Annotated in this window: 24 protein-coding genes, 1 tRNA gene and 2 pseudogenes; 11 read left to right on the top strand and 16 right to left on the bottom strand. The window is 62.9% G+C overall.

Annotated features, from left to right (window positions below; genetic code table 11):
- Positions 1-129: 129 nt before the first annotated feature.
- A complete protein-coding gene (locus tag MA07_RS10355; RefSeq protein ID WP_036350183.1) occupies positions 130-678 on the bottom strand; it encodes a cupin domain-containing protein in 549 nt (182 codons plus the stop codon).
- Positions 679-859: 181 nt separating this feature from the next.
- On the opposite strand from MA07_RS10355, the gene hisD reads away from it, so the two are divergent.
- The gene (hisD, locus tag MA07_RS10350; protein ID WP_036350181.1) at positions 860-2167 is read left to right on the top strand and encodes a histidinol dehydrogenase; all 1308 of its coding nucleotides are present in this window, start codon (positions 860-862) and stop codon (positions 2165-2167) included.
- Positions 2168-2214: 47 nt separating this feature from the next.
- On the opposite strand, the gene MA07_RS10345 is transcribed toward hisD, so the two are convergent.
- Both MA07_RS10345 and MA07_RS10340 read right to left on the bottom strand, forming a co-directional pair.
- Positions 2215-3543 (bottom strand): aspartate aminotransferase family protein, encoded by a 1329-nt coding sequence (locus MA07_RS10345; protein WP_052003042.1) that lies wholly within the window; start codon positions 3541-3543, stop codon positions 2215-2217.
- 3 nt (positions 3544-3546) lie between these two features.
- Positions 3547-4605, bottom strand: coding sequence for a phosphotransferase (locus MA07_RS10340; protein ID WP_036350473.1), 1059 nt, complete (start codon positions 4603-4605; stop codon positions 3547-3549).
- A 489-nt stretch (positions 4606-5094) separates the two neighbouring features.
- On the opposite strand from MA07_RS10340, the gene MA07_RS10335 reads away from it, so the two are divergent.
- Together MA07_RS10335 and MA07_RS10330 are read left to right on the top strand one after the other, a co-directional pair.
- The gene (locus tag MA07_RS10335) at positions 5095-5325 is read left to right on the top strand and encodes a hypothetical protein (RefSeq protein ID WP_036350179.1); all 231 of its coding nucleotides are present in this window, start codon (positions 5095-5097) and stop codon (positions 5323-5325) included.
- Positions 5326-5452: 127 nt separating this feature from the next.
- Positions 5453-6358, top strand: coding sequence for a hypothetical protein (locus MA07_RS10330; protein ID WP_152568816.1), 906 nt, complete (start codon positions 5453-5455; stop codon positions 6356-6358).
- Positions 6359-6661: 303 nt separating this feature from the next.
- Here the strand turns inward: MA07_RS10330 and MA07_RS10325 are convergent, their stop codons facing one another.
- Positions 6662-7147 carry an Lrp/AsnC family transcriptional regulator gene (locus tag MA07_RS10325; protein WP_036350471.1) on the bottom strand — a complete coding sequence of 162 codons (486 nt, stop codon included), beginning with the start codon at positions 7145-7147 and terminating at the stop codon, positions 6662-6664.
- Between the two features lie 109 nt (positions 7148-7256).
- Between MA07_RS10325 and MA07_RS10320 the strand changes: the two genes are divergently transcribed.
- From MA07_RS10320 to MA07_RS10310, 3 genes are read left to right on the top strand one after another with little or no spacing between them, the layout of a single operon-like run.
- Complete coding sequence (locus tag MA07_RS10320) at positions 7257-8465, top strand: diaminopropionate ammonia-lyase (protein WP_036350177.1); 1209 nt, start codon at positions 7257-7259, stop codon at positions 8463-8465.
- On the top strand, positions 8462-9697 hold the full coding sequence (locus MA07_RS10315; RefSeq protein ID WP_036350175.1) for a Zn-dependent hydrolase: 1236 nt from the start codon (positions 8462-8464) through the stop codon (positions 9695-9697). The genes MA07_RS10320 and MA07_RS10315 overlap by 4 nt, the downstream gene beginning before the upstream one ends.
- Positions 9698-9707: 10 nt before the next feature.
- Positions 9708-10868 (top strand): M20 aminoacylase family protein, encoded by a 1161-nt coding sequence (locus tag MA07_RS10310; RefSeq protein ID WP_036350173.1) that lies wholly within the window; start codon positions 9708-9710, stop codon positions 10866-10868.
- A gap of 81 nt (positions 10869-10949) precedes the next feature.
- Here the strand turns inward: MA07_RS10310 and MA07_RS10305 are convergent, their stop codons facing one another.
- Positions 10950-11564: a DUF938 domain-containing protein gene (locus MA07_RS10305; RefSeq protein WP_036350171.1), complete on the bottom strand. Its 615-nt coding sequence runs from the start codon at positions 11562-11564 to the stop codon at positions 10950-10952.
- A gap of 90 nt (positions 11565-11654) precedes the next feature.
- A pseudogene (locus MA07_RS10300) lies at positions 11655-12766 on the bottom strand (FAD-dependent oxidoreductase).
- Positions 12767-12886: 120 nt separating this feature from the next.
- Here MA07_RS10300 and MA07_RS10295 point away from each other — a divergent pair.
- From MA07_RS10295 to MA07_RS10285, 3 genes are all read left to right on the top strand, one after another.
- Positions 12887-13801, top strand: a complete 915-nt coding sequence (locus MA07_RS10295) for a LysR family transcriptional regulator (protein WP_036350169.1) — start codon at positions 12887-12889, stop codon at positions 13799-13801.
- Positions 13802-13988: 187 nt separating this feature from the next.
- The gene (locus MA07_RS10290; RefSeq protein ID WP_036350470.1) at positions 13989-14960 is read left to right on the top strand and encodes a zinc-binding dehydrogenase; all 972 of its coding nucleotides are present in this window, start codon (positions 13989-13991) and stop codon (positions 14958-14960) included.
- 41 nt (positions 14961-15001) lie between these two features.
- Positions 15002-16126 (top strand): NAD(P)-binding domain-containing protein, encoded by a 1125-nt coding sequence (locus MA07_RS10285; protein ID WP_052003039.1) that lies wholly within the window; start codon positions 15002-15004, stop codon positions 16124-16126.
- 282 nt (positions 16127-16408) lie between these two features.
- Here MA07_RS10285 and MA07_RS10280 read toward each other — a convergent pair.
- The 10 genes and pseudogenes from MA07_RS10280 to MA07_RS10235 all read right to left on the bottom strand — a co-directional run bounded on the left by MA07_RS10280 (position 16409) and on the right by MA07_RS10235 (position 22172).
- Positions 16409-16478 (bottom strand) — tRNA-Lys (locus tag MA07_RS10280).
- 143 nt (positions 16479-16621) lie between these two features.
- The gene (locus tag MA07_RS10275; protein ID WP_036350167.1) at positions 16622-16894 is read right to left on the bottom strand and encodes a hypothetical protein; all 273 of its coding nucleotides are present in this window, start codon (positions 16892-16894) and stop codon (positions 16622-16624) included.
- Positions 16895-17124: 230 nt separating this feature from the next.
- Entirely contained in the window at positions 17125-17478 is a 354-nt protein-coding gene (locus tag MA07_RS10270; protein ID WP_052003038.1) for a hypothetical protein, read from the bottom strand.
- Positions 17479-17690: 212 nt separating this feature from the next.
- Positions 17691-18029, bottom strand: coding sequence for a hypothetical protein (locus MA07_RS10265; RefSeq protein WP_052003037.1), 339 nt, complete (start codon positions 18027-18029; stop codon positions 17691-17693).
- 14 nt (positions 18030-18043) lie between these two features.
- Positions 18044-18352, bottom strand: a complete 309-nt coding sequence (locus tag MA07_RS31320) for a hypothetical protein (protein WP_052003036.1) — start codon at positions 18350-18352, stop codon at positions 18044-18046.
- Between the two features lie 74 nt (positions 18353-18426).
- Entirely contained in the window at positions 18427-18942 is a 516-nt protein-coding gene (locus MA07_RS10255) for an Hsp20/alpha crystallin family protein (protein ID WP_036350165.1), read from the bottom strand.
- A 90-nt stretch (positions 18943-19032) separates the two neighbouring features.
- A complete protein-coding gene (locus MA07_RS10250) occupies positions 19033-19494 on the bottom strand; it encodes an Hsp20 family protein (protein WP_036350163.1) in 462 nt (153 codons plus the stop codon).
- A gap of 821 nt (positions 19495-20315) precedes the next feature.
- The gene (locus MA07_RS10245) at positions 20316-20516 is read right to left on the bottom strand and encodes a hypothetical protein (RefSeq protein WP_052003035.1); all 201 of its coding nucleotides are present in this window, start codon (positions 20514-20516) and stop codon (positions 20316-20318) included.
- 46 nt (positions 20517-20562) lie between these two features.
- A pseudogene (locus tag MA07_RS28860) lies at positions 20563-21412 on the bottom strand (adenylate/guanylate cyclase domain-containing protein); the annotation flags it as partial.
- 169 nt (positions 21413-21581) lie between these two features.
- Positions 21582-22172, bottom strand: a complete 591-nt coding sequence (locus tag MA07_RS10235) for a cupin domain-containing protein (RefSeq protein WP_036350161.1) — start codon at positions 22170-22172, stop codon at positions 21582-21584.
- 536 nt (positions 22173-22708) lie between these two features.
- On the opposite strand from MA07_RS10235, the gene MA07_RS10230 reads away from it, so the two are divergent.
- Entirely contained in the window at positions 22709-23518 is an 810-nt protein-coding gene (locus MA07_RS10230; protein ID WP_036350159.1) for an AraC family transcriptional regulator, read from the top strand.
- Positions 23519-23660: 142 nt separating this feature from the next.
- Complete coding sequence (locus MA07_RS10225) at positions 23661-24272, top strand: LysE family translocator (RefSeq protein WP_036350157.1); 612 nt, start codon at positions 23661-23663, stop codon at positions 24270-24272.
- The last annotated feature ends 360 nt before the right edge of the window (positions 24273-24632 follow it).

Raw genomic sequence — 24632 nt, 5'->3', positions numbered from 1 at the left:
ATTAGATCCCTCTCTGGTTATTAGTTCCTCCGGCAGGCAAGCACATCCTCGGTCGAAGGTGGAAGCGTCTTGGTTCCGTAGCGGTGAAAATATTAGACGAAAATCTGGCTGAACCCGTCAGCTTTTGGTTCAGTAGGTCGGCGGAGTAACGGCGCTAAGAACAGTACTCGGCTCGTTGGCAACGTTGCGGAAGCGGTGAGGCATCCGGCTGTCGAAGTAGTAACCATCTCCCGTCTTGAGCACACGGCACTCGTCGCCCACCGTGACCTCGACAGCACCGCGTAGCACTGTGCCGGCTTCCTGCGCCGAGTGAGAGAAAGGCTCTCCCGTGTCGGCCCCGACCGCATAGGTTTCGTGCAGCATCAGGATCTGCCGATTGGGATGGTTCACGCCCAGCATGCGATATGAGATCGTCTGCGCCTTGCCGATTTCGACCCATTCGTTCGCCTCATAGAACGGCGATTGGGGCACGGTGGAGTTCAGGTCTGAGAAGAAACCCGTCAGCGTGGTGCCGAGAGCATCCAGAATGGCGCTAAGAGTATCGATCGAGGGGCTCATACAGTCCCGCTCGATGAGCGATATCGACGAATGTGAGATGCCGGACCTCAGGGCCACTTCACGGACCCCGAGATTCCGCCGGCGGCGAAGTTCCCTGAGCCGGGTCCCAATCTTCGGCATGCCTACCTCTTCCTGGCTTGAGGACCTCCCCGTCCGAACCTGATGAGGTTTGGCCCAGTCCCGAGCTGCTCATAGTTCTCGCCATGTTAAGCATGGTGAGAATAATGAACAAGAGGGCCAAGGCCAATTGAGAAGCTCCACCACATCATTGAGAGTTGAGCCTCGCTAAAAGGAACAAACAATGTTACGCCCGATGTCGCCTCTTACTGAAAAGGTTACACATCTTAAAGCCCCAAAGCGCGACGCGGACACGGACAATCGCGAGATCGAAGCCACCGTTCGTGATATCGTTAACAACGTGCGGACGCGCGGGGACGTCGCTGTACGGGAATACGGCAGCGCGTTTGATAAAGTCGATGTGGCCGCCTTTGAAGTCACCGACGAAGAGTGCGCCGAGGCCTTGCGCAACCTCGATCCGCAGACCCGGCAGGATACGGAGTTCGCCATTGAGCGTGTCCGCGCCTTCGCACAGGCTCAGCTCGACACCATTTTACCCCTTGAGATCGAAGCCCTGCCCGGCCTCAACCTGGGGCACCGCGTGATCCCGATCGAAACCGTCGGCGCCTACGTGCCTGGCGGGCGCTATCCCCTTCTGTCTGCTCCGATCATGACCATCGTGCCCGCGAAGGTTGCTGGCTGCGAAGAGGTAATCGCCTGCCTTCCACCGACAGCCCACCCGGCTATGATCGCCGGCTGCCATCTCTCGGGGGCCGACCGAATCTTTCGGATTGGCGGCGCGCAGGCAATCGCCGCGATGGCGTATGGCACGCAGACTGTGCCGGCCGTTGACAAGATCGTGGGCCCCGGCAATGCCTTCGTCAACGAGGCGAAGCGCCAAGTGTTCGGCCCTGTTGGCATCGACCAGCTTGCCGGCCCGAGTGAAATATTCGTGGTGTCGGACGAGACGGGCGATCCGGAGATGATCGCGGTGGACCTTCTGGCGCAGGCCGAGCACGACATCCGCACCCGCGTGGGCCTTATCACCACGAGCCGGGAATTGGCCGAGGCCACTCTCGCGGAAGTCGAGCGCCAGTTGCAGAACCTGTCCACTGCAAACGTCGCTGGCCCAGCTTGGCGCGACTACGGGGAGATCGCCGTCTGCGCCGACGAGGAGGCGATGATCGCTTATTCGGACTTCATCGCAGCCGAGCATCTGCAGGTGCACACGCGCGATCCGCATGCGACTGCCAAGAAGCTGCGTAACTACGGCTCGCTTTTCATCGGGCCGCTCTCCAGCGTGGTTTATTCGGACAAGTGCAGTGGCACCAACCACACGCTGCCGACTATGGGTGCCGGCCGCTATACGGGTGGCTTGTGGGTCGGCTCCTACGTGAAGGTCTGCACGCACCAGTGGCTTGACGAGCGCGGCGTTGCGGCCGTTGCGCCGCCAGCCTGCCGCCAGAGCGAGAGCGAAGGTCTCGAAGGGCATCGCCGCGCGGCCGCCTTCCGCTTGAGCCGCGAACAGTTGTTGAAGAACGGGCCGATCTAATCTCACGACCGGCGGCAGCGCCGGTCGCTTGCTGTTTGTCAGGCTGTTTAGGACCGAGAGACGATCTCAGCCAGGGTCTCTTCCATGGCGGAGAGGAAGTGGTCGGCGTTCGCTTTCGAGAAGACCAGCGGCGGTCGGATCTTCAGGCCGTTCGCCGCACGTCCCGTCGCGCTGATGAGCACTCGCCGCTCGCGCAGGCCGTTCACCAGGGCCGCCGTCTCCCGCGGCGCGGGCTCCTTGGTGGCACGGTCCCGCACCAACTCTACGCCGACGAACAGACCGGCCCCGCGCACATCGCCGATGATGGAGTAGCGGTTCGCCAAATCCTGCAGGCCTTTTCGGAGATAGCTGCCCACGTTGCGGGCATTCTCCACTAAGCCCTCCCGCTCGATGACCTCCAGCACAGCGATGCCGACGGCCGAGGAAACGGGGTTGCCGCCGAATGTGTTGAAGTAGCGCGCGCGCTTACCGAACTCGTCCAAAACCTCAGGCTTCGCTACCATGCCGGCTACAGGATGACCGTTGCCCATGGGCTTTCCGAGGGTCACGATATCGGGCGCGATCCCATGGCGCTGGAACCCCCACATGGCCTCACCTGTGCGGCCGAAACCGGGCTGGACCTCGTCCGCGATGAAAATCCCGCCGGCCTTACGAATTTCCTCGACCGCAGGCTTCAGGAAGCCTGCCGGATCCGAGAACACGCCGTCGCTTGAGAAGATCGTGTCGACGATCAGCGCCGCGGGCCTAATGCCATGGGACCTCATGTCCTCGATAGCGGTGCGAACATGCTGCGCGAAGGTTGCGCCCACGTCCTGCCCGTTCGACCGATAATAGTCCGGTGCTGGCACGGTACGCACGTGATCGCCGAGCCGCATCCCAGCACCAAGCGAGGGCGATATCTCTGCAATGACGCTCGTGACGCCGTGGTAGGCGAAGTCGGTGATGATGATACCGGTGCCGCCTGTGTGCGTTTTCGCCACGCGCAAGGCCAAGTCGTTCGCCTCGCTGCCCGTGCAAGTGAACATCACCTGTGGGTTCTCGATCGGGAAATACCCGAGAAGCTTCTCGGCATAATCGAGAACCATGTCGTGCAGGTAGCGAGTATGAGTATTGAGGGTGGACGCATGCTTGGACAGTGCGGCCACGACGTGCGGGTGGCAATGGCCGACAGACGCCACGTTGTTGTAGACGTCGAGGTAAGCCTGCCCATCGGGGTCATAGAGCCACACGCCCTCCCCGCGCACCACATGGACCGGGTTGGCATAGAACAGCCGGTAGGCTGGCCCGAGCAGGCGCTGGCGGCGGGCGATCATCTCCTGCTCGCGCGCGGCCACATCGGTCGCCCTGGAAGGATCATAGGCGTTGATCATGGACATCGGTCACTCCGGGCGGCTGTTTTGGCGAAGATAGGCATGCGCTTCCGCGCGGTCCAAGGCGGCAAAGCGCTCCAACCCAGCCCAGGCTGACGGCGCGTTGCGCAGGATGTATTCGCGGTTCTCCGGCTGGATGTCGGCGCGCCAGCTGGTGATCAGCACCGTCAGAATCATGCGGGTCGCCACGAGGTCGAACAGGATCTCGAACTCGGCGTCCTCAAGCGGAAGCACGGTATGGTATCCAGCAATGAAGTCGGAGACAGTTTCAAGCGGATGCCCGACGTTCATATTCCGATAGGCCGTAGCGACCGCAGGATCGTTCACCAGAGGGGCCAGCACCGCATCGCCGAAGTCGATCACGCCGGTCACATGGTCATGATCGCTGTCTGCCACGAGCACGTTGTGCGGGTTCAGGTCGTTGTGGATGACCTGCGTGCGCAGGTTCGGAATGGCGGGCAGCACGAACTGCTCGAACCGGTCGACAAAGCGCTCCACCAGAGCGCGCCGTTGCAGGTCCTCGATATGCACCAGCAGGGGACGCAGGCGGTGGGCATGCTTCATGTCCCACATCAGCTCGTGGTTGGAAGCCGGATGCTGGAACTCCCGCATAGCGAGATCGATCCGGGCGAGCACTCCGCCCATGTTCCGCCGCTGGCGTCGGCTGGACGGTGTTTTGTACAGGGGGACGCCCTGGAGGAACGTATAGAGGCGCACGACGCTAGGTGATTGCCCCGGAAGCGCGAGGATGATTTCGGACGTGCCTTCGACGGATCTGGCAACGCGCGGCACAGGCAGCGAGGGGTCGGTCTGCTCGATGTGCAGCAGGAGTTTGGTCTGAAAATCCGTCACCTGACGGTCTTCGACAGGATTGCTGATCCTCAGGAGGAAGTGATTGCCGTCCTCGGTCATGATGTGGAAGTTGCTATCCCGCTCGCCTGGCAGCCGGGTCGGGTCGCCGCGAACGCCGAAATGCTGAAGCGCAATCGCCTTCACTTCCTCGGCCGCAGCCACGGGCACAGCGGTTTCAAGCACTGCATTGATGCTCGCTTGCGATGTCGTCGACATGATCGGGCTTACCTCGCCAGAACGGCCTGTGGTCATTCAGATTCTGGGACATGTGGACGGCTCCGCATGGCGGAGGTCTCAGGCGGACAATAGCCATCCGCAGCAATTTGTCAGCTGTTTTCCGCCGAACGATGAGCGCTCTTCCTCAGCTCTCTTGGCGGTAGCGTCTCAAGCCTGGCGTTCCCGTCCCAATGTGGCTTGGCTGAGATTGCTCCTGATCGGTAAGGCATGCCGTGCAACCGAGAGCCGCTAACGCAGCCAGTTGCGCCGGTAACCCTCGGAACCCGGCTTTTCGGGGTCTCCCCAGACGTATACAGGCGTGTGCAGCGAGCCAGAACAATGGTCCCGCCCGGTTAGAAGGAGCAAATCCCTTGACATTACGGTGCACCGGCCAGTGCTGCTGCGCGGCTCGAACGAACGGCGGCTTCTTCCGGGAATGGAGAGCACACGGTTCAAGGCCCCTCACCTGCTGAGTGGCCAAATCCGCAAATGGTCGAGAAGCGTACCAGCCTGAGGATCACGGCCCACCAGTTCCGGCACGTCGCGGCGGCGATGCTTCTCAAGAAGTTTCCCGGCAACTATCCGCTTGTCGCGAAGGTGCTTGGGCACAAAGGCACTAGGATCTCGATGAACAACTACATTGATCTTGAGACGCTTGAGGCTAATCAGATTTTTGCGGCACTCGTTCGCGAGAACACGCGCTCTCTTCAGCTGGTGTGAGGTGACTGAGATGATCCGTTCACTCCCCCTCTCCTCTTGGCCCAGCGACGACCAGCGTGCCTGGGCTGAGGCGTGCCGCCCGACGCAGCGGCTCCGCCTTGGTGGCCGAGCATCGCATATGAAGCCTGTGTCCCGAGACGATCTCGCGCGGCGCTATGGCTATTTCCTTTGGACCTTGATGCAGGCAGGACAGCTTGATCTGGGTGCATCAGCTGGTGCTCAGGTTATCCCGGAGGCCGTGGAACGGTTTATTGCGCTCGTCGAACCATACTGGGGCAGCGTCACTCGGTCCCAGTCCATGTTCAAGCTGAGGCGGATGGCCGAGATCCTGGCGCCCGAGAGAGACCTAGTCTGGCTGCGTGCGATCGAGGCGGATCTGCGGGCTGACGCACGCCCGAAGGGCCGACGCGAGAACGTCACGACCAATGAACTGTTGCAGGCTGGGGAAGCGCTGTTCCAGGAGGCTGAGAACGCCTCTCACCTCAGCCCGAAGAAACGCGCGTGTCTGGCTCGCAACGGACTCATGATGGCCCTACTCGCGGTCCGCCCCATTCGCCACAAGAACTTTGGCGAACTGACGCTGGGAACCAGCTTCCGCCAGCTTGACGGCAGCTGGTGGATCATCCTTGAGGCAGAGGACACGAAGGGCGGCCGAGTGGACGAGAGGCAGGTGCCGGAGTATCTCAACCCACTGGTGGAGCGATATCTTGCCGCCTACCGCCCTATTCTGCTTGCGCGCCAGGCTGCCACCTCTGACTGTGAAATCGCCCGAGCCAAAGCCACGCAGTCGCTTCCGCACGCCCTGTTAGAGGACATGTCCGGCTCGTTGTGGGTGGCAATCACCGGAGAGCCCCTCACCTACTCGGCTGTGGGTGCTGCAATCACTGACACCGTTGAAGCGACAATCGGTGTCCGGCTGAGCTCCGCATGCATTCCGCCGCGCTGTAAGGACCACGATGACCTATTCTGGCGGAGAACATCGCGGCCTTACGCAAGGGGTACTGCAGCACAACTGCGCGCGTGTGGGGGATGAGCACTACGACAGTGGCTCAACCCGACGAGCGGGCCTTGAGCTGACCGCAATCATACGGGAGCTCACAAGATAGCCCTCTGTGTTATGGGGAGCTCCTTCAAGTCAGGACCGAGGCTGCTGATCTACTTGGTAAGTGGATCGACACCACCGAAGGCCTCTGAGGGAAAGAAGGAGCAAAGGAAATTTCCTGCTCTTTCGGATGTCCGCTTTAAGCCTCTAACCTGCCCAAGGCCTCAGGTCTCAGATGTGCCATAAGCAGTCGTTCCCTCACGCCCATCTGTTGGCAGCAATTGGACCGTTCAGTCACTCCGGCAGAGGAACCGTCAAACCGACCTTGACGCGGTCCATGGCGACGAAGGTGCGGAACCGCTTCACGTTGTTGTTCCCGAAGAACAGGCGCCGCGTCAGAGCCTCATAGGCTGCCATCGTCGGCACTATGACCACCAGCACGAAGTCCGCCTCTCCGGTGACATAGTAGCACTGCTGCACCTCCGGAACCGAAGCGAACTCCCGCTTGGCGGCATCGATCAGCTCTGCCGTCTCACTGATCACCTCGACCTCGACGAAGATGGTGATGGCCTGCCCAACCTGAGCCGGATCAATGATCGAGACATTGGCTTGGATGACCCCGGCCTCCTCCATCCGCCGGATGCGGCGCTGCACGGCAGGAGCAGACAGACTGACGGTTTCGCCGATCACCCGCTGCGGGGTTGTATTGTCCCGCTGGAGGATGTTCAGGATCGCGAGATCGAAGCTGTCGAGGGTGATTGAAGCCGAAGACTTGGACACCACAGAGGCTACTCACACGAAAATTTCTTGCATACAACGGGCCTAAATAGAGCGCCTTTCTCGTGGCAGGTGCAATATCTTCTCGCCGTCTCAGCGATGAAGGATGGCGATGTTCCTACCCAATCAGCACCCCGACTACCGCAGGCCCCTTGAGCCGATTGATGCCGAGACGCTCGGCGTACCGGCCGCTGAAGAGGTCGAACGTTTTCTCTCCTATCGGGACAACCATGCCCCGACGCCCCTTCACACCCTGCCGGCCCTGGCCGCCGAACTTGGCGTGGATACGGTCCACATCAAGGATGAGGGACTCCGGCTGGGCCTCGGCAGCTTCAAGGCGCTAGGTGGCTCCTATGCGGTCATCCGGCTTGTGCTGGAGGAAGCCAGCCACCAGCTCGGACGCGCAATCGATGTCGCTGAACTGCACGCACCCGAGGTCCGTGCCGTCACTGCTGGCATGACGGTCGCGTGTGCCACGGACGGCAATCATGGACGCTCGGTGGCTCAGGGCGCCCAACTCGTCGGAGCCAGGTCTGCCATCTTCGTGCACTCCGGCGTCAGCGATGAGCGGGTGGCGGCCATCGCCCGCTTCGGGGCCCAGATGATCCGGGTTGAGGGCACGTATGACGCCTCGGTCGCCGAGGCCGCACGCGTCGCTGCCGAGAAGGGCTGGAACGTCGTCTCTGACACCTCCTGGCCGGGTTACGAGCGCATCCCCGGGCTGGTGATGCAGGGCTACACCGCAATGGTACGCGAGGCCCTGCGCCAGCTTCCTTCTCTGCCAACCCATGTATTCGTCCAGGCCGGCGTCGGCGGCGTCGCGGCCGCCGTGGCAGGGCATCTCGCTCTCGCCCTTGGGGATCGGCGGCCGACCTTCGTCGTGGTCGATCCCGCCCGCGCCGCCTGCCTTTTGCAGACCGCACGGGTGGGGCATCCGGTCAAGATCGAGCATGGCGAGCCAACGGTCATGGCGATGCTCGAATGCTACGAGCCATCGCTGGTGGCCTGGCGCGTGCTGTCCCGTGTCGCTGACGGGTTCATGACTGTTGACGAGGAGGATGCGGTCGCGGTGATGAACCGCCTGGCCCGGCCACATGGGAGCGACCCGGCCATCGTGGCGGGTGAGAGCGGCGGGGTCGGCCTTGCCGGTCTCATCCGCGCGACGGCGGATCCTGAGATCCGAGCAGCCCTCAACCTCAACGAAGCGTCCCGGGTCTTCGTCATCAACACCGAAGGCGCAACCGATCCGGAACGCTACGAAGAACTGGTCGGGATGCGTCCTGACACCGTCACAAACAACACCAGAAGGGCAGACGCATGACAATGCTTTCCATCAACGCGCAGCGCCTGCTCGGTCGGCTCCGGGAACTCGGGCAGATCGGTCGCGACGGCGACGGCAGGCTGATCCGGCTCGCCGGTTCCGACAGCGACAAGGCGGGACGCGACGCCGTCATTGCCTGGATCCGCAGCGCGGGCCTAGAGGTCGCGGTCGACCGCATCGGCAACATCTTCGGGATCTGGAAGGATGACGCGAATGCGGATGCGGCGCCTGTCCTGCTCGGCTCGCACATCGACACCGTCATCGATGCGGGCATCTATGACGGCTGCTACGGCGTGCTGTCCGGGCTGGAGGTGATCGAGACCCTGAGGGCTTCAGGATACATTCCCGCACGGCCCATCGCCGTCGCCGCCTTCACCAACGAGGAGGGCGTGCGTTATGCCCCCGACATGATGGGTTCGCTCGTCTATGCCGGCGGGCTCGCGGTCGAGGAGGCGCTGGCGACGGTCGGCACCGATGGCACCGTTCTCGGCGCGGAACTGGAGCGCATCGGCTATGCCGGCTCCGAGGAGCCGGGCTTCCTGAAGCTGCATGCCTATGTCGAGCTGCATATCGAGCAGGGCCCCATGCTGGAACGGGAGGGCGTGCCCATCGGTGCGGTCGAGAACCTTCAGGGCATCTCCTGGCAGCGCATCACCATCGGGGGCGAGGCCAACCACGCCGGCACGACGCCGATGTCGATGCGCCGGGATGCCGGTCATGCCGCAGCCCGCGTGGTCACCTTCCTGCGCGACCGGGCCGGCAACGCGAACTCCCCCACCGTTGCCACAGTGGGCTGCATGAGCTTTGAGCCGAACGCGATCAACGTCATTCCCTCCCGCGCCACTTTCACGGTCGACCTGCGCGATCCGGACGAAGGGCGCCTCCAGGCGGAGGAAGCAGCCCTTGCCGCCTACCTGACGGAACTGGCGGCTGCCGAGGAGGTGACGATCTCGGTCGAGCGGCTGGCGCGGTTCGAGCCGGTGACCTTCGACCGGGGGATCGTGGAGTTGGTGGAGGAGGCCTCACGCAAGCGCGGGCTGGCCTCGAAACGCATGACGTCAGGCGCAGGTCACGATGCCCAGATGATCGCCCGCATCGCCTCCTCAGCCATGATCTTCGTGCCGAGCATCGGCGGCATCAGCCACAATCCACGCGAGCACACGCCGGATGCCGACCTCGTTGCAGGCGCCAATATCCTGCTCGACGTCGTCACCCGCCTCGCAGCTCAATAAGGAGGAACATATGGCCGTGGATCTGGACGCCCTCGCTCAAGAGATGACCGGCTGGCGGCGTGACCTGCATGCGCATCCCGAGTTCGGCTTCGAGGAGAGGCGCACGAGCGCCTTTGTGGCCGCCAAACTGCGGGAGTTCGGCCTCGACGAAGTAGCCGAAGCCATAGGTGGCACGGGCGTCGTCGGCACTCTCAAACGCGGCAGCGGCAACCGGGCGATTGCACTCCGGGCCGACATGGATGCCCTGCGCATCACCGAACAGGGCACACTGGACTACCGCTCGCAAAATCCCGGCACGATGCACGCTTGCGGCCATGACGGCCACACCGCCATGCTGCTCGGGGCTGCGAAGCTCCTCGCCGAGGAAAGTGGCTTCGACGGCACCGTGCGCTTTGTCTTCCAGCCTGCGGAGGAATGGGGCAAGGGCGCACTCGCCATGCTGGCTGATGGGCTGATGGAACGCTTCCCGTTCGAGGAGATTTACGGCCTGCACAACATGCCGGGACTGCCCGTCGGGCACTTCCAGACCCGCGCGGGGCCGATCATGTCGGCAGAGGACAACTTCGAGATTGTCTTGAAAGGCGTCGGCGGGCATGCCGCCCGCCCACACTGGGGCAACGAGGTGCTGGTCGCCGCTTGCGCGACCGTCATGAACCTCCAGACCATTGTGTCCCGTCGCCTGAGCCCCACCGACATCGGTGTTGTGTCGGTGACCGAACTGATTACCGACGGCACGCGCAACGCCTTGCCCGGGCTGGCCCGCATCCTTGGCGACGCTCGCAGCTTCCAGCCAGAGGTCAGTGCCGAGATCGAGAAGCAGATGCGCATCATCGCCGAGGGCACGGCGCTGACCTACAACGTTGCCGCCGAGGTGACCTACATGCGCGAGTTTGTGCCGCTCCTCAATGATGCCGCCCTAGTGGACGAGGCCTTCGCGGCCGCCCGGACCGTGTTCGAGCCGGAGCACGTCTCGACCGCCCATGAGCCGATGACGGGCTCGGAGGACTTTGCCCGCTTCCTGGAGCACGTGCCTGGCTGCTTCGTGTTCGTCGGCAACGGCAAGGATTCGGCGCCCCTGCACAACCCGTCCTACGATTTCAACGATGACGAGCTGCTCTATGGGGCACGCTTCCATGCCGCCATCATCCGACAGCGGTTGCCATCGGCCTGATCGCCACGGATCAAGAATATCGTAAGGGAGGAATAGCCGCCTAAAGAGCTGCCCTTCCGGATTAGCGGACTTCGCAGCCTTCTAGCGTCGGAAGACAAGGCTGAGATTGTTGGCGGGCATCGAGATCCGCTCGACAAGCGTCAGCCCGTACCTTCCGGCGAGCTCCGCCACCTCCTCGAGGTCCCGGATACCCCAATCGGGATTCCGGCGTCTGAGATCGGCGTCGAAGGCTTCATTGCTTGGTGCCGTGTGGATACCGTTCTCCTTGTACGCTCCGTAGAGGTAGAGCACGCCACCGGGCGAGAGCGCCCGTCCTGCCCCGGCCATCAACCCTTGTGTCGCCTGCCAGGGGCTGATGTGGACCATGTTGATGGCCACAACGGCGTCCACCTGCTCGACAGGCCATTCGGGAGAAGCGGCATTGAGGCGAAGCGGCGCGAGAAGGTTCGGCAGGCCGGAGATGGCCCGATGAGCAGTGATGCTTCTCAGGGCCTGCTCATCCTGATCCGATGGCTGCCATGTGAGGTGCGGCAGCGCAGCCGCGAAGTACACGGCGTGCTCGCCCGTGCCGCTGGCGATCTCGAGAACCGTGCCAGTCGGCGGCAGAACTCTGCGCAATACGGCCAAGATCGGATCGCGGTTGCGGGCCACTGAAGGTGCAACCCGTGCATCCTGGGAAGACGATGTCGTTGTCATGAAGGCGTATACCTCATTTTGCGGTGCCCGTATTGTCATGCCGTGGAGGGAAGCCGCCCGTGGATCGAACAGCGCCACTCCGGCATTCGGTCAGCCGGAAGACCCGATCCGTTCGAGCGTGTCTGTCACCGCTCGTCTCGCGGCCTCCACCGCCCCGGCCAGAAAACCCGGTTCCGTTGTGCTAGTTTCGCTGCCGGCCAAGGTGAGGCGCCGTTGCCACGCTCCCGTGACCCAGGCGGAACCCTCTGCTGAGGGGTGACCGCCGAATCCTCTGTCTGCCGATGTTGCGGTCAGCGGGTCCTTTGATCAGTCCTTGTAGAGCGTGGCTCGCGGTTGGAGCGCCTGAGGTCCGAAAATTCGGGCCAACTGCTCGATGCAGGCCTGGGTGACCACGGCCTCGCCAACCGCCGAACGCTGATCCGGTCCCATACCAAGGAAGCCGAATAACCCCGGTTGCCCGGATGAGGTTGTCGCATCGTGGATTTCCATCAAGGGCCCAACCACGCTCTGCGCCGTTCCCGACAACCCGGCCTCGCGCCAGAACGGGCGATCGTAGAGGGCGAAAAACTTCGCATGGGGGCCATCCAGGTCGGCGTGCTACGCCAGCGATCGGCCGTCGATGGCTCCAATGCAGGCGTGAATTGCACTGTCGCTTCGAGGAGACGCGGCGGCACCGCCGTGATGACTTGGCTAGCGTGGATTTCCTCTTCCCTGCCACCGGGGAGGCTAATGATCAGCCGCACCCCGTCCTCTGCGAGCACCATCCGGGTGACATGCGCCTCGCACCGGATGCAATCCTCAGGCAGGTTGGCCATGAGCGCGCGGACGATGGCGGACGTACCGCCAACCAGCCGGATTGACTGTGGGTTCTGCCTTGGCCCTGCATGGCGGAGCGGACCCTCGCGCGAAAAGCGCTCGAAGACGACATCACCTTCACTGAACTGGGTGAAACTGGACAGCCCGAGTTCGTCGACTAGGGCGCCTATCGCTGGCTGCATCTTCGGCCAGATCCAGGAGGCGCCGAGGTCGAACCCGTCCTCGCTCGGACGACCTTTCTCATCGACCGACAGAATACGCCCGCCGACGCGGTCGCGAGCCTCCAGGATCTGAACCGTAACACCTGCGGCGTGAAGCTGATGGGCAGCGTAGAGACCGGAAAGGCCGGCTCCGATGATCGCAACCGTGGCATCGGTAGACTTCATAAAGGCTTCCTCTTGCTGGCTTAGGTCCTGAGCACCAAAGCGCCCTGCCCTCCCGCATACCGAGTTCCTTCCATGAGCAAAAATGGTAAGATCTCATACATCGATGAGTAGAAGTCATGGATGCTGGACTACCAACACCTTGCCATTCTCAGGGAAGTGGACCGTTCAGGCAGCGTGACTGCGGCTGCCGAGCGGCTCAATGTCAGCCAGTCGGCCCTATCGCATATGATCCGCAAGGTCGAGGAACGCTATGGGGTCAAACTCTGGTTGAAGCAGGGGCGTGGCCTGCGCTTCACGCAAGCCGGGGAGTATCTGCTCGGCCTTGCCCAGCGCGTCCTGCCCCAGATGGAACACGCCGAGCGGGTTCTCACTGACTTTGCCCAAGGGCGGCGCGGCGCCCTGCGCGCCGGGATGGAGTGCCACCCGTGCCAGCGCTGGCTGATGCGCCTGACTCCACGATATCTCGCCGCATGGCCGGACGTGGACCTGGATGTCCGCACGGCCTTCCGCTTCGACGGCGTTGCCGCGCTGCTGGGCCACGAGATCGACCTGCTGATCACCCCGGACCCGGTCGACCTGCCTGAGCTCCTGTTCACGCCTGTCATCGATTACGAGCTCGTGCTGGTGGTGCATGAGGCGCACCCTCTGGCCCGGCGCGATTGGGCCACGCCACCGGATCTCCTCGACGAGGTGTTGATTACCGTCCCGGTCGGCGTCGAGCGGCTCGACATTTACACGCAGTTTCTCGTGCCGGGGCAGTGTCGCCCGCGGCAGCACCGGACGGCCGAAACAACCGATCTGATGTTGCAACTTGTTGCTGCCCGACGGGGTGTTTCGGTCCTGCCAGACTGGCTTGTACGCGAGGAGGGAGCGCAGCTTCCCATCCGCGCCGTAAGGCTTGGGAAGGGCGGGATCAACAAGAGCATCAATCTCGGCGTCCGCCGCGGCGAGGAAGGGATTGCCTACATCGCTGGCTTTCTCTCCCTTGCACAGGAACTAGAGGTTAAAGCTGACCCATCGGCCGACTGGAGCTAGTGACCCTCGCATGACGGCGCGGAAGCTTACGTCCAGAAAGGGTCAAAGTGTAACGAACAACAGATGGAATGAAGGTCTGCTCGCCGCCTCATGAGCAGACCGAAGCGTTTCTTCAGCCTCGTGCCAAATCTTGCCCTCAGGACCACCCAACCTAATTGAAGAACCTATTTCGACAAAGGGAATGCTCATGCACAGCATTGTCTTCGAACGGTTCGGCGATCCGGCCGAGGTGTTGACCCTTGCCAAGCGTGAGCGGCCTGTGCCCGGGCCGGGGCAGGTGCTGCTCCGGATGATCCTGTCCCCCATCCACAACCATGACCTGATGACTGTGGCTGGCACCTATGGCATCAAGCCCCCGCTGCCGGCGATCGGCGGTACAGAGGCGCTCGGCGTGGTGGAGGAACTCGGTGCCGGGGTCGAGAACCTCCAAGTCGGGCAGCGCGTGATCGGCGGCGCCCAGCAGACCTGGGCCGACTATTACTTGGTCGATGCAAGGTACGCACGCCCCGTGCCCGATGGCATTGATGATGAGACAGCTTGTCAGCTCATCGCCATGCCACTCAGCGCCAAGATGGTGCTGGCCAGCCTTGGCCTTCAGCGCGGCGACTGGCTCGTGCAGAACAGTGCCAATGGCGCGGTCGGTCGCCTTCTGTCGCGCTTTGGCGCGGAAAAGGACGTCAACGTGCTCAGCCTTGTTCGGCGCAACGCGGCTGTCGCCGAACTTGCCGCCGCCGGCATCACCAACGTCGTGTCAACCGAGCAGCCCGGCTGGGAAGCGCGCGCTCGCGATCTTGTCGGTGGTGGATCGATCCGCGCCGGGCTCGACTCCGTAGGCGGGGACGGCCCCGCGCAACTTGCTCGCCTGGTGGCTGACGGCGGCGAGATCGTCATCTTTGGCGCCCTGAGCGGCCAGCCAATCCGCATCGAGCCGTCTGTCGCGATCTTTCAACAGATCACCATTCGGGGTTTCTGGGGTGCCAAGCCGCGCCTCGCACCCGACGTGATCGGCCGTCTGCTCGAGGAAGTCGTCGCCGAGGCTGCCAGTGGCAAGCTTACGCTCCCGGTCGACGCCGCCTTCCCGCTTGATCGGATCGCCGACGCCGTGCGCGCCAGCACTGAACCCGGTCGCAAGGGCAAAGTTGTCCTACGCGGGCGGTGATCAGGCTTGCAGAAGCAACCAGGAGCCGAGCCTGCGTGCCGATGGACAGCCCCTCAACACTTTCTTCGCCACCAAATGCGGCAGCCCCGGGCATCGCGCTCAAGGTCCAGATCGTTGTCATCGGGGCCGGTCAGGCTGGGCTCTCGGCGGCCTACCATCTGAAGCGGCTGGGATTGATGCCGCACAAGGATTTTGTGGTGCTCGACCAGTCTCCAGGACCGGGGGGCGCCTGGCAGGACCGCTGGCCCTCGCTGACCCTGAGCACCGTCAACCGCATCCACGACCTGCCGGGGATGTCCTTTTCCGAGGTGATCGGCACAGGCAGCCCTGAGGTGCGGGCGAGCGTCGCCGTCCCGGAGTATTTCGCGGCCTACGAGAAGCAGTTCGAACTGCCGGTCTATCGCCCGGTGGCGGTGAAGGTCGTCTGCGACAGGCACGATCACTTCAGAGTCGAGACAGACCGGATCCAGGTCTCCGCACGCGGGCTCATCAACGCCACGGGAACCTGGGAGAGCCCCTACGTTCCCGACATTCCCGGAGCCGAGCGATTCAAGGGCAGGCAACTGCACACGAAGGATTACCGCACCGCCCAGGAATTCTCGGGCCGGCATGTCATTGTCGTGGGGGCTGGCATCTCGGCGATCCAGTTGCTCGACGAGGTGTCTCGCGTCACCACGACGACCTGGGTGACCCGAAGTGAGCCCGAGTTCCGGGACAGTCCTTTCGACGAGAAGGTCGGGCGCGCCGCAGTGGCGATTGTGGAGGACCGGGTGCGCCGCGGCTTGCCGCCCGCGTCCGTTGTCTCGGTGACCGGGATCCCCGTCAATCCCGCCATTGCGGCGATGCGGGCACGCGGGGTGCTGACCCGGCGCCCCATGTTCAGCGAGATCACGGAGGACGGGGTTCTCTGGTCAGATGGGACCGCGCTCCGCGCCGAAGTGATCCTCTGGTGCACCGGATTCCGCAGTTCCCTCGATCACCTGGCACCACTCATGCTGCGCGAGCCTGGAGGAGGCATCGTCATGACCGGACGGTTGGCGACGCAGGTCGCGAAGGACCCGAGGGTGCATCTGGTGGGGTACGGTCCGTCCGCCTCCACCATTGGGGCCAACCGGGCCGGCCGAGCCGCTGCGGAGGAACTCATGGCGTTCCTTGAACTCGGGTGAGGGTAGACCACCAGGAATCCGCCCGCCCCGCGAGGCCGTCAGCCATTTCGCGCACGCGGGAAGGTCTGAATTGGGTCAGGAACCGCCTTTTAGCATGGATGAATAAAGGTCCGCTCATCGCGAAATTGCGGACCTCTAGCTACTAGCCCAAACTGCCTCGGTGTTCGCGCGGATCGCGCGAGTTTTGTCTGCCGTTACCCGTGGTGTTACCCTGGAGAAAATCAGTGCAGGGCTGCGGACGCGAGAAATCTATAAAACCCTTGCCGGTACAAGGGCTTGAGGTGGTGAGCGCGCTGGGACTCGAACCCAGGACCCTCTGATTAAAAGTCAGAAGGCTTCACTGCACTCGCTCGCGGCAGACAGGAGCGCCCCTGCTCCGGCCATTGCAGCCTGGCGTTCCACGCTCACCGGAATTTCAGCTTCCGGTCTTGCGCTCAACCGACGTGATGGACACAGTTTGCACCATTCTAATTGGGAAGCGCACCTCATCAGGCATTAGTCTCCGGATCGAAGAGGTTCGCATTCCACTATTCCGTCCTCATCGAAAACGACCTCGGGGAGCACATAGGGTGGGCCGTTGAACCATCCTTCGAGTTCAGCCTCTTCCCGCGTGAGGTACCGTCTGACTGGGTGCCCGTCGATGATGGTTCTGGTTTCAATCAGGTCGGTCCTGATCGCCACGACGGTTCGAGTGCCGATATCTGTGCAGCGCCAGCGGCCGGCCAGAGTCGTGAACTCGCAGCCAATCCGGAAATCGGGGTTTCTCATAGGCTGTTCCCCAGTCTCCGAACTCGATCTGCCCCTACACTCATCAGCCTCTCCATTGTCGAATGCCCTGCCATCATCAATCTAAGGCTATTTCCAATGGGCAAGTTGCCTCAAGGCCTCCTGACTGGCGCCACACCGAAGGCCGATTTCCAACTGCGCCCCGTTCCTGACCGCAATCTCATCCGCCGTAGCTCACATAGCCTCATAGCCTTCAGCGACGCTCACTCTGGCTAGGCTGCCAGGGCATTCTGATCCCAGGGATACAGGACGATGAAAGCGGCAGGCGCCGCCGGATCCGGGCTGCGCTCGCTGTTGACCAGCCGCAGGGCCGCCTTGACCTCATCCAGACGCGAGGGCTCGCTTTCCGGCATCCCCTCGGCGTCGGCAAGGTCGACGAGATACTCGTCCCACGTCCAGCGCATGAGGATCTCGCGCTTGCAGTCTATCGTCAGCCGTGGATGGCGCACGACGTCATGAGGCGAGTTGAAGACAGACGCTGGGCTGACGAACGCCTGGTCGAGATCCGATAGGAACGGAGCCTCACGGCGGCTGGCGCGCTCACGCAGCCAGGGCGCCCAGAGCACGACGCCAGGAGGGTTCGCGCTCGCTGCCCACTCGCCAGTGGCTGGATGCGATTGGTCAAATGGATGCTTGGGACGGACCTCCCCTGCTCGCTTAGGCCGATGATGTTTACGGGTCAGGAACGCCGGTGGTAGTCGGCTGTGTCTCGTTCCAATCGTCTGCTGCTCCATTGCACTCCTCCAAGTGCAGGTCGATGATGGTTGCTTTAGAGATCTCAGGTGGCCGGGAACGGCCCAAGCCAGAGGCGCAGCCCAAGGCTCGCCGTGAACAACAGCGCCGCCTCGTCCCAGGCGGTCAGGTGCGACGCCAGCGGCTGATCCCTGCGCAGGACCGCCAGGCTGAGCGAGGCGATCCCGGCCAGGAATAGCAGACCGGCGAACGCGAACGGCATCAGGTGCGGTGGCGCGAGGGAAGCAAAGCACAGGCAGAACGCCAGTGCCGTGCAGCAGCGCTCGAGCGCTTCCCGGTTGATCTCGCGCGGGCTGCGGCGGTGCTCATGCGGATCGAGCCAGTCCGGCAGGCGGGGCCAGTCGCGGGGGTTCAATGTGGTCACGGCACCCTCTCCTCTTAATGGAGCGCGCCGCCATCGAGCGCCTGCAAGGCGTCGAGAATGTCGTCCAGCGGCACGATTGCACCGGTCTCAGGCAGCCTGCGCCAGTTCGGCAGGTTCTCCACCGCACAGGCATCCGAGGCCCACGAGGCAAGGATTGCCCGCTTGTCGCCGGTGCCCAAGGCAGGATGCGTCAGAACCTCCTGAGGGTCGCTGAACGAAAGGGCTTCTGCTTCGGGCGTCCCACCTCCCCTGTGGGCGTGCAGGGGAGAGGGCGGCGCTGATGGATCATGGGTAGGCTGCAGGTCAATGGTCACGTGATCCATGGTATCCTTCCTTCATTGAGCAAAGGATTGGGCCCGGGCAGCCAACCAGCCTCCTGGGCCCGACTTTCATGCGGCTAATGCTTGGTTCCCTCGCCTCTGCAGTTGATCGCGATGCGCTTCACCTCCGGGCGACTCTCGGCTGCCTTGGGTAGGGTCACGGTGAGAACGCCATTCTTGAAGCTGGCGTCGATCTTGTCCTTCTCGACCTCCCAGGCGAGCGGGATGCGGCGCTCGAAGCGGCCATAGTGCCGCTCGCTGAACGCGCGCTCCTTGTCCTCAATTTCGGATCTCTTCTCGCCGCGAATGGTGAGGACGCCGTCGCCCATCAGGACTTCCACATCCTTGTCCTCGAGGCCCGGCAACTCCGCCGAGATTCGAACATCTGTGTCGTTGTCGACGACTTCCACATGCGGCCAACCTGCCATCCGGCTCATGCTGCCGAGCGGCGCCATGTCGAAGCCGCGAAAAACATCGTCGAAGAGCCGGTTCATCTCGCGATGCAGGGTCATGAAGGGATCAGCCTCCTCGCGGTAGCGGCTCGGGGTCGTCTGCTGGTTGCGACCCCAGGGAATGAGATCGCGCATGTTCATGGTGTCATCCTCCTGTCTGTTCAGTTCAGCCAAGCGGGTGAGACCGGCGCCAGCCCTTGACCAGCGTCGACCTCACCTGTGATCAAGCCTTTAAGCTGCCTTGTCGTGCTCGATGGTCTTGGGACCACCCCCGGTCGCAATCTCGATGCGACGCGGCTTCATCGCCTCCGGCACTTCACGCACCAGATCGACTGTCAGCAGACCGTTTTCGAGCTTGGCCTCTCGGACCTTGACGTAGTCAGCGAGGCTGAAGCTCTGCTTGAAGGCACGCGTGGCGATGCCGCGATGCAGGAACTGTCCGTTCTCCTGCTCCGGATGCTTGTGGCCTGCCACAAGCAGCACGTTCTCTTTCTGGGTGATCTCGATCTCGTCAGGCGAGAACCCCGCCACCGCCATGGTAATGCGGTACTGATCATCGCCGACCTTCTCGACATTGTAAGGCGGCCAGCTGGGGGCCTGTTCCAGGCGATTGGTTTGATCAATCAGGTCGAACAGCCGGTCAAAGCCGACTGTGGAGCGATACAGAGGAGAAAAATCAAAAACCGTTCTCATAGCTACATCCTCCCGAGAGCAACGTAACCACAAGAGCGCCGGACACCACCGGCGCCCGATCCGCCAAGCTCCTCAAGAGCCTTGGCATCGTTGATGGTAGGAAAGGTTTTCCCGGTTTTCAAGAGGGCTTCGCATGCCTTCCACGGATTGAGTCCTGGCTTTGCAAACGGGCCACAATGCTGAGCAATCCACACTGTCCGATCTCAGTCCCAAAATCGGGCTGAACGCCACGAACAGATAGAACCCGTTGAGATAAATCCCAATCCTGGCCGCCTCCCGATCAAAGCCCAGGGGCGCAGGAGTGGCCTCGTCCATTTGACCGGCGGCATGCCACGGCTCGGACGCGAGAAAGGCGGCGCAGGCCGGTCCTCCAGGACGGCGCAGTAGAGCTCCGGCTCATCCTGGCTTCGGAACAGGTCGTGTTGAATTTTGGATGTGCTCGGGCCCTCCGACCGGCCCGCCGGACTTTCAGAGCGGCGGTTGGCCGGATCTCCCCGGAGCGGGTGGGTTGGGTTCAATGGCTCATCAGGGACAAACGTGCTAGGCGTCTTGGACTCCGAGGATGCTTTCGAACTCCGATCTGATTTGAACGCGAGAAGGATACCACACTCCACGGCGGGTCGACCGAGGCGAGCCAGTCAGGCCAGCTGATCGCCTGATCCGCGCGGCAGCTTCTCCAGCCGGGACAGGAGGGCACAGGGGGAGTCTGCTCCCCTCCCGTGCTGGGACTTGGCCAGAGGCCGGAGTTGACGCCGGATCTACTCGGCAGCCGCTCGGCAGGCACCGCCGTGATCGATCTTCACAGGCCCGGCAGGAGTGGATCAAGCAAGGAGACGGTCGGCGGAATGACGCCGCATCGATCTAATCCAAGCCACATGCTTGTCGAGACGCTCGGCCTTATCCTCGCGCAACGCGCGCTTGGCTCGCCGTAGTTGCTTGGCCACCCTCTCAAGCGCTGGCTTGAAGGCGGCGTAGATGTCTGCGCTCTTGGCCTCGCCGCTCATCATCTTGAGCGCGCTCATCTGAAGGCATCGTCAACTTAGTGACTTGAGACAGGTCTACCATCTAGATGTCGAAGATGTCCTCAACGGCCCGGTCGTAGCGTTCGGCCCACAGATGCGCTCCCGTGGCCGCCTCGACGAGCTGCGCCGTGATGCGCAGCCGATTGCCCGCCCGGCGCACGCTGCCCTCGACAACATAGCCAACGCCCAGTGCGCGGCCGACTTCGCGCACGTCCACGCTCCTGCCGCGGAACGAGAACGACGAGTTGCGGGCGATCACCGTCAACTCGCGGAAGCGCGATAGTTCGGTGATGATGTCTTCGGTGATGCCGTCGCTGAAGTGGGCCTACTCCGGGTCGCCGCTCATGTTGTCGAACGGCAGGACGGCCACTGCCAGCCCATCCGGTACGCCCGCACAGGACGCGCGATGTTCTTGAGGCATAGCTCGCCCGCATGCTCGAAACGGATGTCGAGCTTACCGAGGAGCTGGTCGTAGGCGGCTCCGGAGATCAGCAGGCCGCCCGGCGGGCACGCCTGCTCCAAGCGGGCTGCGATGTTGACGCCGTCGCCCAGGAGGTCGTCACCCTCGACGACCACGTCGCCTAGATTGATGCCAATGCGCAGAACGATCCGGCGGTCCGGTGGAACCTGGTGTTGATTCTGGGCCAACTGCGCCTGGATCTCAGCCGCACAGGCCACCGCCCTGACGATGGAGCTGAACTCCGCGATGAGGCCGTCACCCATCAATTTGACAATCCGTCCCCGACGCTCGGCCATAAGCGGCTCCACCACCATCTGGCGCAATCCCCACAACGCCGCCAGCGTCGCGCCTCGTCGGCTTCGACGAGGCGCGAGTAGCCGACCACGTCAGCGGCCATGATGGTCGTCAGCCTTCGTTCGGCTCCAGTGTTGGCCATGGCGGTCCCTCGCCATCCGATGCAGAGCATATCTTGCCGCAACGATGATGCCATGGACGCGGTGCACCCGCACACCCCTTCGTTCGAAGCGGGATGACCGGCGCTTTTACAGCAGTACCTTAGTCTTACGTGTCCGAACACCTGAGTGGTGACGAGGTGACCGCTCAGGTCAGTCGAACTTGGCTGGCGACGAGAACGGTTTGTTGGCGTCGACGACGAACAGCGCGAACTCACGCAGGTCCTCGGAACCACTGTTCGACACCACCATTGGAGTGTCTACCCCGTGGCCGACCATGCTCTGGCCGGCCGTGAGCCGGGCCACGCCATGCGGCGTCTTCTGGGTCAGCTCACCCTTGAGTACATAGAACGCCTCCGAGCCGGGGTGTGTGTGCGCTGCTGTGGCACTGCCCTTCGGACCGCCGGCCTCGTTCACCCGCAGCAGATACTCCTGAGCCGCAATCCGGGGGAGTGGTCCGATCTCAGCAACCTTTGTGCCGCCCTTAGTGCCCTCACCCGCGAGACCTAGCGTGAAGAGCCAGACCTTGCCGTCGTACTCGGCCACCAGCCCGAGGGGACCTGCCTCCGCCTGCGCCTGTTCTTTCGCGTCAAAGGTGTTGATGTGCCAGAACAGCTCCCCAGGTGGCAGCTGCGTCACCTTCTTCTCAACTAAGGGTTTCACGAAGAAGCCTTGCTGTGCCGTCGCTAGTGGAGACAGGATCAGCAAGCCCGAGGTCAATGCTGCAAAAAGCTTCCGTTTCATCTCACAACCCTCCTAGGCCGGAGGAGCCGTGGCGCGAGCGCGTGGCTCCATCCGGAACCCATTTGCCCAATGCATGCTCAACCGCCGTGCAACCACGACGGCATGGCCCTAGAGTGCGCCCTCCAGGCGCGGAGATCCAGCAGAAACTGGATCAGGCCTCCAGGCTCTAGATCTCATCGGGAACCTAGTGGGTCGGCTACAATCTGACCGCTCGACAGACTTGGCCCTGCGCAACCTCGACACTCCGACTGCGTTCCCAAGGATTGGAACATCTACAGTCGGCTTAGGGTCACGGGCGGCTCATAGGCGCGGTAGTGTACAGGTCTGCTTACCCCATGAGTCGAGACGTTCGGCCTACTTCCGCCTGGTGCCAGAAGGCGATGGTCAGGAAACATCTGTTTGATCGGGCGGTCGGTTACCTCTCAGACGCTCGATTGCACCCTAAAACCCGCGGGTTCAGGCTTGGCCTTGGTCAGTAATTGGCGCACACTCAGGTCTCTCATGCAGCGGCAGACGGGGCGTTACAGAAGCAACTAATGACTCGAGCACGGTTCCAGGTCGTAGCCTGCAATATGGCGGGTGTGCTCGCCGTCGAGGCAGAGACGGCTCGTGCCTTCCCACGCCATTCTCACGAGCAGTTCGGGTTCGGACTCATCGAGCGAGGGGCACAGCGCTCCCTGAGCGGACGCGGTGTCGTCGAGGCCGGGTGCGGCGACCTTATCACCGTCAACCCAGGCGAGGTCCATGACGGCGTACCCCTTGGGGCTGACGGGCGCGCGTGGCGGATGCTCTACCTCGACCCGGCTGTCGTCACTGAATCAGTCTGCGACGTGAGTGAGGGCAAGACGCGAACCTGCGAGTTTGTCCGTCCTGTTCTGCGGAGCGACGCTCTCACAAACGCCTTTCGCGCTCTCTACAGCGCGCTGACTGCTCCGCAGGCAGCACAAGCGGGCCTGCGCCGCGACGAAGCGCTCGCCCTGCTGGTGTATGGCCTTGTGCGCGAGCACCCCTCGGAGCCCTTACCAGCCGTGCCTGCCGCGATCCGACGCGCGAGGGAACTCCTCGATGACGATCCGACCGCTCCCGTGACCCTGACCGAACTGGCGTGCGCCAGCGGCCTCAGTCGATTTCAGGTGGTGAGAGGCTTCTCGCGGGCCTTCGGCCTCACACCCCACGCCTACCTCATCCAGCGGCGCATCGACCTCGCGCGCCACCTCATTACTGGCGGTGCCACCCTCTCAGAGGCCGCAGCTGCCAGCGGCTTCGCTGATCAGAGCCATATGACACGGCATTTCGTACGCCGCTTCGGCTTCCCGCCCGGTGCCCTTTCCGCAGTGGCTAGCTGACCTGATCCGGGTTTGAGCCTGCAATTTCGTTCAAGACGTCTCTCAGGAAAGCACGGCATGAATGGGCCTGGGACATCCCTCGCGCCCAAGCGCCGCCGGCCAGGATTTGGCCCAACGCGACTATCCTGGAGATCCATCACCCATGAGCACCGAATTCCTCCTCACCTCCCTGATCGTCGTGGCCTCACCCGGCACGGGCGTGCTCGTCACGCTCGCCGCTGGGCTCTCTCGCGGCGTGCGCGCCGCCGTCGTGGCGGCCTTCGGCTGCACGCTCGGGATCGTACCGCATATGCTAGCCGCCATTACTGGACTTGCCGCACTCCTGCACGCCAGCGCATTGGCCTTCCAAATCGTCAAGTACGCGGGCGTGGCCTACTTGCTTTATATGGCCTGGAAGACCTTCCAGGAGCACGGCGCACTACAGATCGAGGCAGAGGATGTGCCGCGCTCGAACGGGCAGGTCATCTGGTCTGCGATCCTTGTCAATGCACTGAATCCGAAGCTCTCAATCTTCTTCTTCGCATTTCTACCGCAGTTTGTGGGTGCGGCCGAGATTCACCCTCTGGGACAGATGCTGGAACTCAGCCTCGTCTTTATGATCATGACCTTTTTCGTGTTCGTCCTCTACGGTGTGTTTGCCGCTTCCGTTCGTCGGCATGTGACGTCCCGCCCGCGGGTGCTGGTCTGGATGCGCCGCGTCTTTGCAGCCGCCTTCCTGGCGCTTGGAGCAAGGCTTGCTCTGGCCGAGCGCTAGGGCGTGCTTCGTACTTGGTAAACGTCAGCACCGGGTTAAAATGCAATGTTGGGCGGACGAAATGAAGGTCCGCTCACACCACCAATGCAGAAATCCGGAGAAGGTACGCATGACCGCTGGCCATAATGCCCTTCGCGAAGGGAGTCCGACCAAGACCTCGCATTCCAAGATGCTCGGGCACTTGTGGGGTGTCCCGCCTCCCGGCTCGACCAGATCCTGCATTAGTGTCCGTACCCCCTTCCCAACCTCCTGTTCACCGAACCCGTCCGGCGATGATTACGCTGCCTGCGCGACGCAGGATAAGCCCGGCAGCAGTTGAGGGGAAACTCGGGATGGGGCCAGTTCCGCCCCTGTATGGTA

Source organism: Microvirga sp. BSC39, from assembly GCF_000739015.1.
In the GTDB taxonomy this organism is placed as follows: Bacteria; Pseudomonadota; Alphaproteobacteria; order Rhizobiales; family Beijerinckiaceae; genus Microvirga.
Note: the sequence above shows the minus strand (reverse complement) of the source record. Positions and strands in the feature narration are given on the sequence as shown.

Coding starts and splice junctions, on each gene's coding strand:
- MA07_RS10355 (WP_036350183.1), bottom strand. CDS start 678: ATGCCGAAGATTGGGACCCGGCTCAGGGAACTTCGCCGCCGGCGGAAT.
- hisD (WP_036350181.1), top strand. CDS start 860: ATGTTACGCCCGATGTCGCCTCTTACTGAAAAGGTTACACATCTTAAA.
- MA07_RS10345 (WP_052003042.1), bottom strand. CDS start 3,543: ATGTCCATGATCAACGCCTATGATCCTTCCAGGGCGACCGATGTGGCC.
- MA07_RS10340 (WP_036350473.1), bottom strand. CDS start 4,605: ATGTCGACGACATCGCAAGCGAGCATCAATGCAGTGCTTGAAACCGCT.
- MA07_RS10335 (WP_036350179.1), top strand. CDS start 5,095: ATGGTCGAGAAGCGTACCAGCCTGAGGATCACGGCCCACCAGTTCCGG.
- MA07_RS10320 (WP_036350177.1), top strand. CDS start 7,257: ATGTTCCTACCCAATCAGCACCCCGACTACCGCAGGCCCCTTGAGCCG.
- MA07_RS10315 (WP_036350175.1), top strand. CDS start 8,462: ATGACAATGCTTTCCATCAACGCGCAGCGCCTGCTCGGTCGGCTCCGG.
- MA07_RS10310 (WP_036350173.1), top strand. CDS start 9,708: ATGGCCGTGGATCTGGACGCCCTCGCTCAAGAGATGACCGGCTGGCGG.
- MA07_RS10305 (WP_036350171.1), bottom strand. CDS start 11,564: ATGACAACGACATCGTCTTCCCAGGATGCACGGGTTGCACCTTCAGTG.
- MA07_RS10295 (WP_036350169.1), top strand. CDS start 12,887: ATGCTGGACTACCAACACCTTGCCATTCTCAGGGAAGTGGACCGTTCA.
- MA07_RS10290 (WP_036350470.1), top strand. CDS start 13,989: ATGCACAGCATTGTCTTCGAACGGTTCGGCGATCCGGCCGAGGTGTTG.
- MA07_RS10285 (WP_052003039.1), top strand. CDS start 15,002: ATGGACAGCCCCTCAACACTTTCTTCGCCACCAAATGCGGCAGCCCCG.
- MA07_RS10275 (WP_036350167.1), bottom strand. CDS start 16,894: ATGAGAAACCCCGATTTCCGGATTGGCTGCGAGTTCACGACTCTGGCC.
- MA07_RS31320 (WP_052003036.1), bottom strand. CDS start 18,352: ATGGATCACGTGACCATTGACCTGCAGCCTACCCATGATCCATCAGCG.
- MA07_RS10255 (WP_036350165.1), bottom strand. CDS start 18,942: ATGAACATGCGCGATCTCATTCCCTGGGGTCGCAACCAGCAGACGACC.
- MA07_RS10250 (WP_036350163.1), bottom strand. CDS start 19,494: ATGAGAACGGTTTTTGATTTTTCTCCTCTGTATCGCTCCACAGTCGGC.
- MA07_RS10245 (WP_052003035.1), bottom strand. CDS start 20,516: ATGAGCGCGCTCAAGATGATGAGCGGCGAGGCCAAGAGCGCAGACATC.
- MA07_RS10235 (WP_036350161.1), bottom strand. CDS start 22,172: ATGAAACGGAAGCTTTTTGCAGCATTGACCTCGGGCTTGCTGATCCTG.
- MA07_RS10230 (WP_036350159.1), top strand. CDS start 22,709: ATGACTCGAGCACGGTTCCAGGTCGTAGCCTGCAATATGGCGGGTGTG.
- MA07_RS10225 (WP_036350157.1), top strand. CDS start 23,661: ATGAGCACCGAATTCCTCCTCACCTCCCTGATCGTCGTGGCCTCACCC.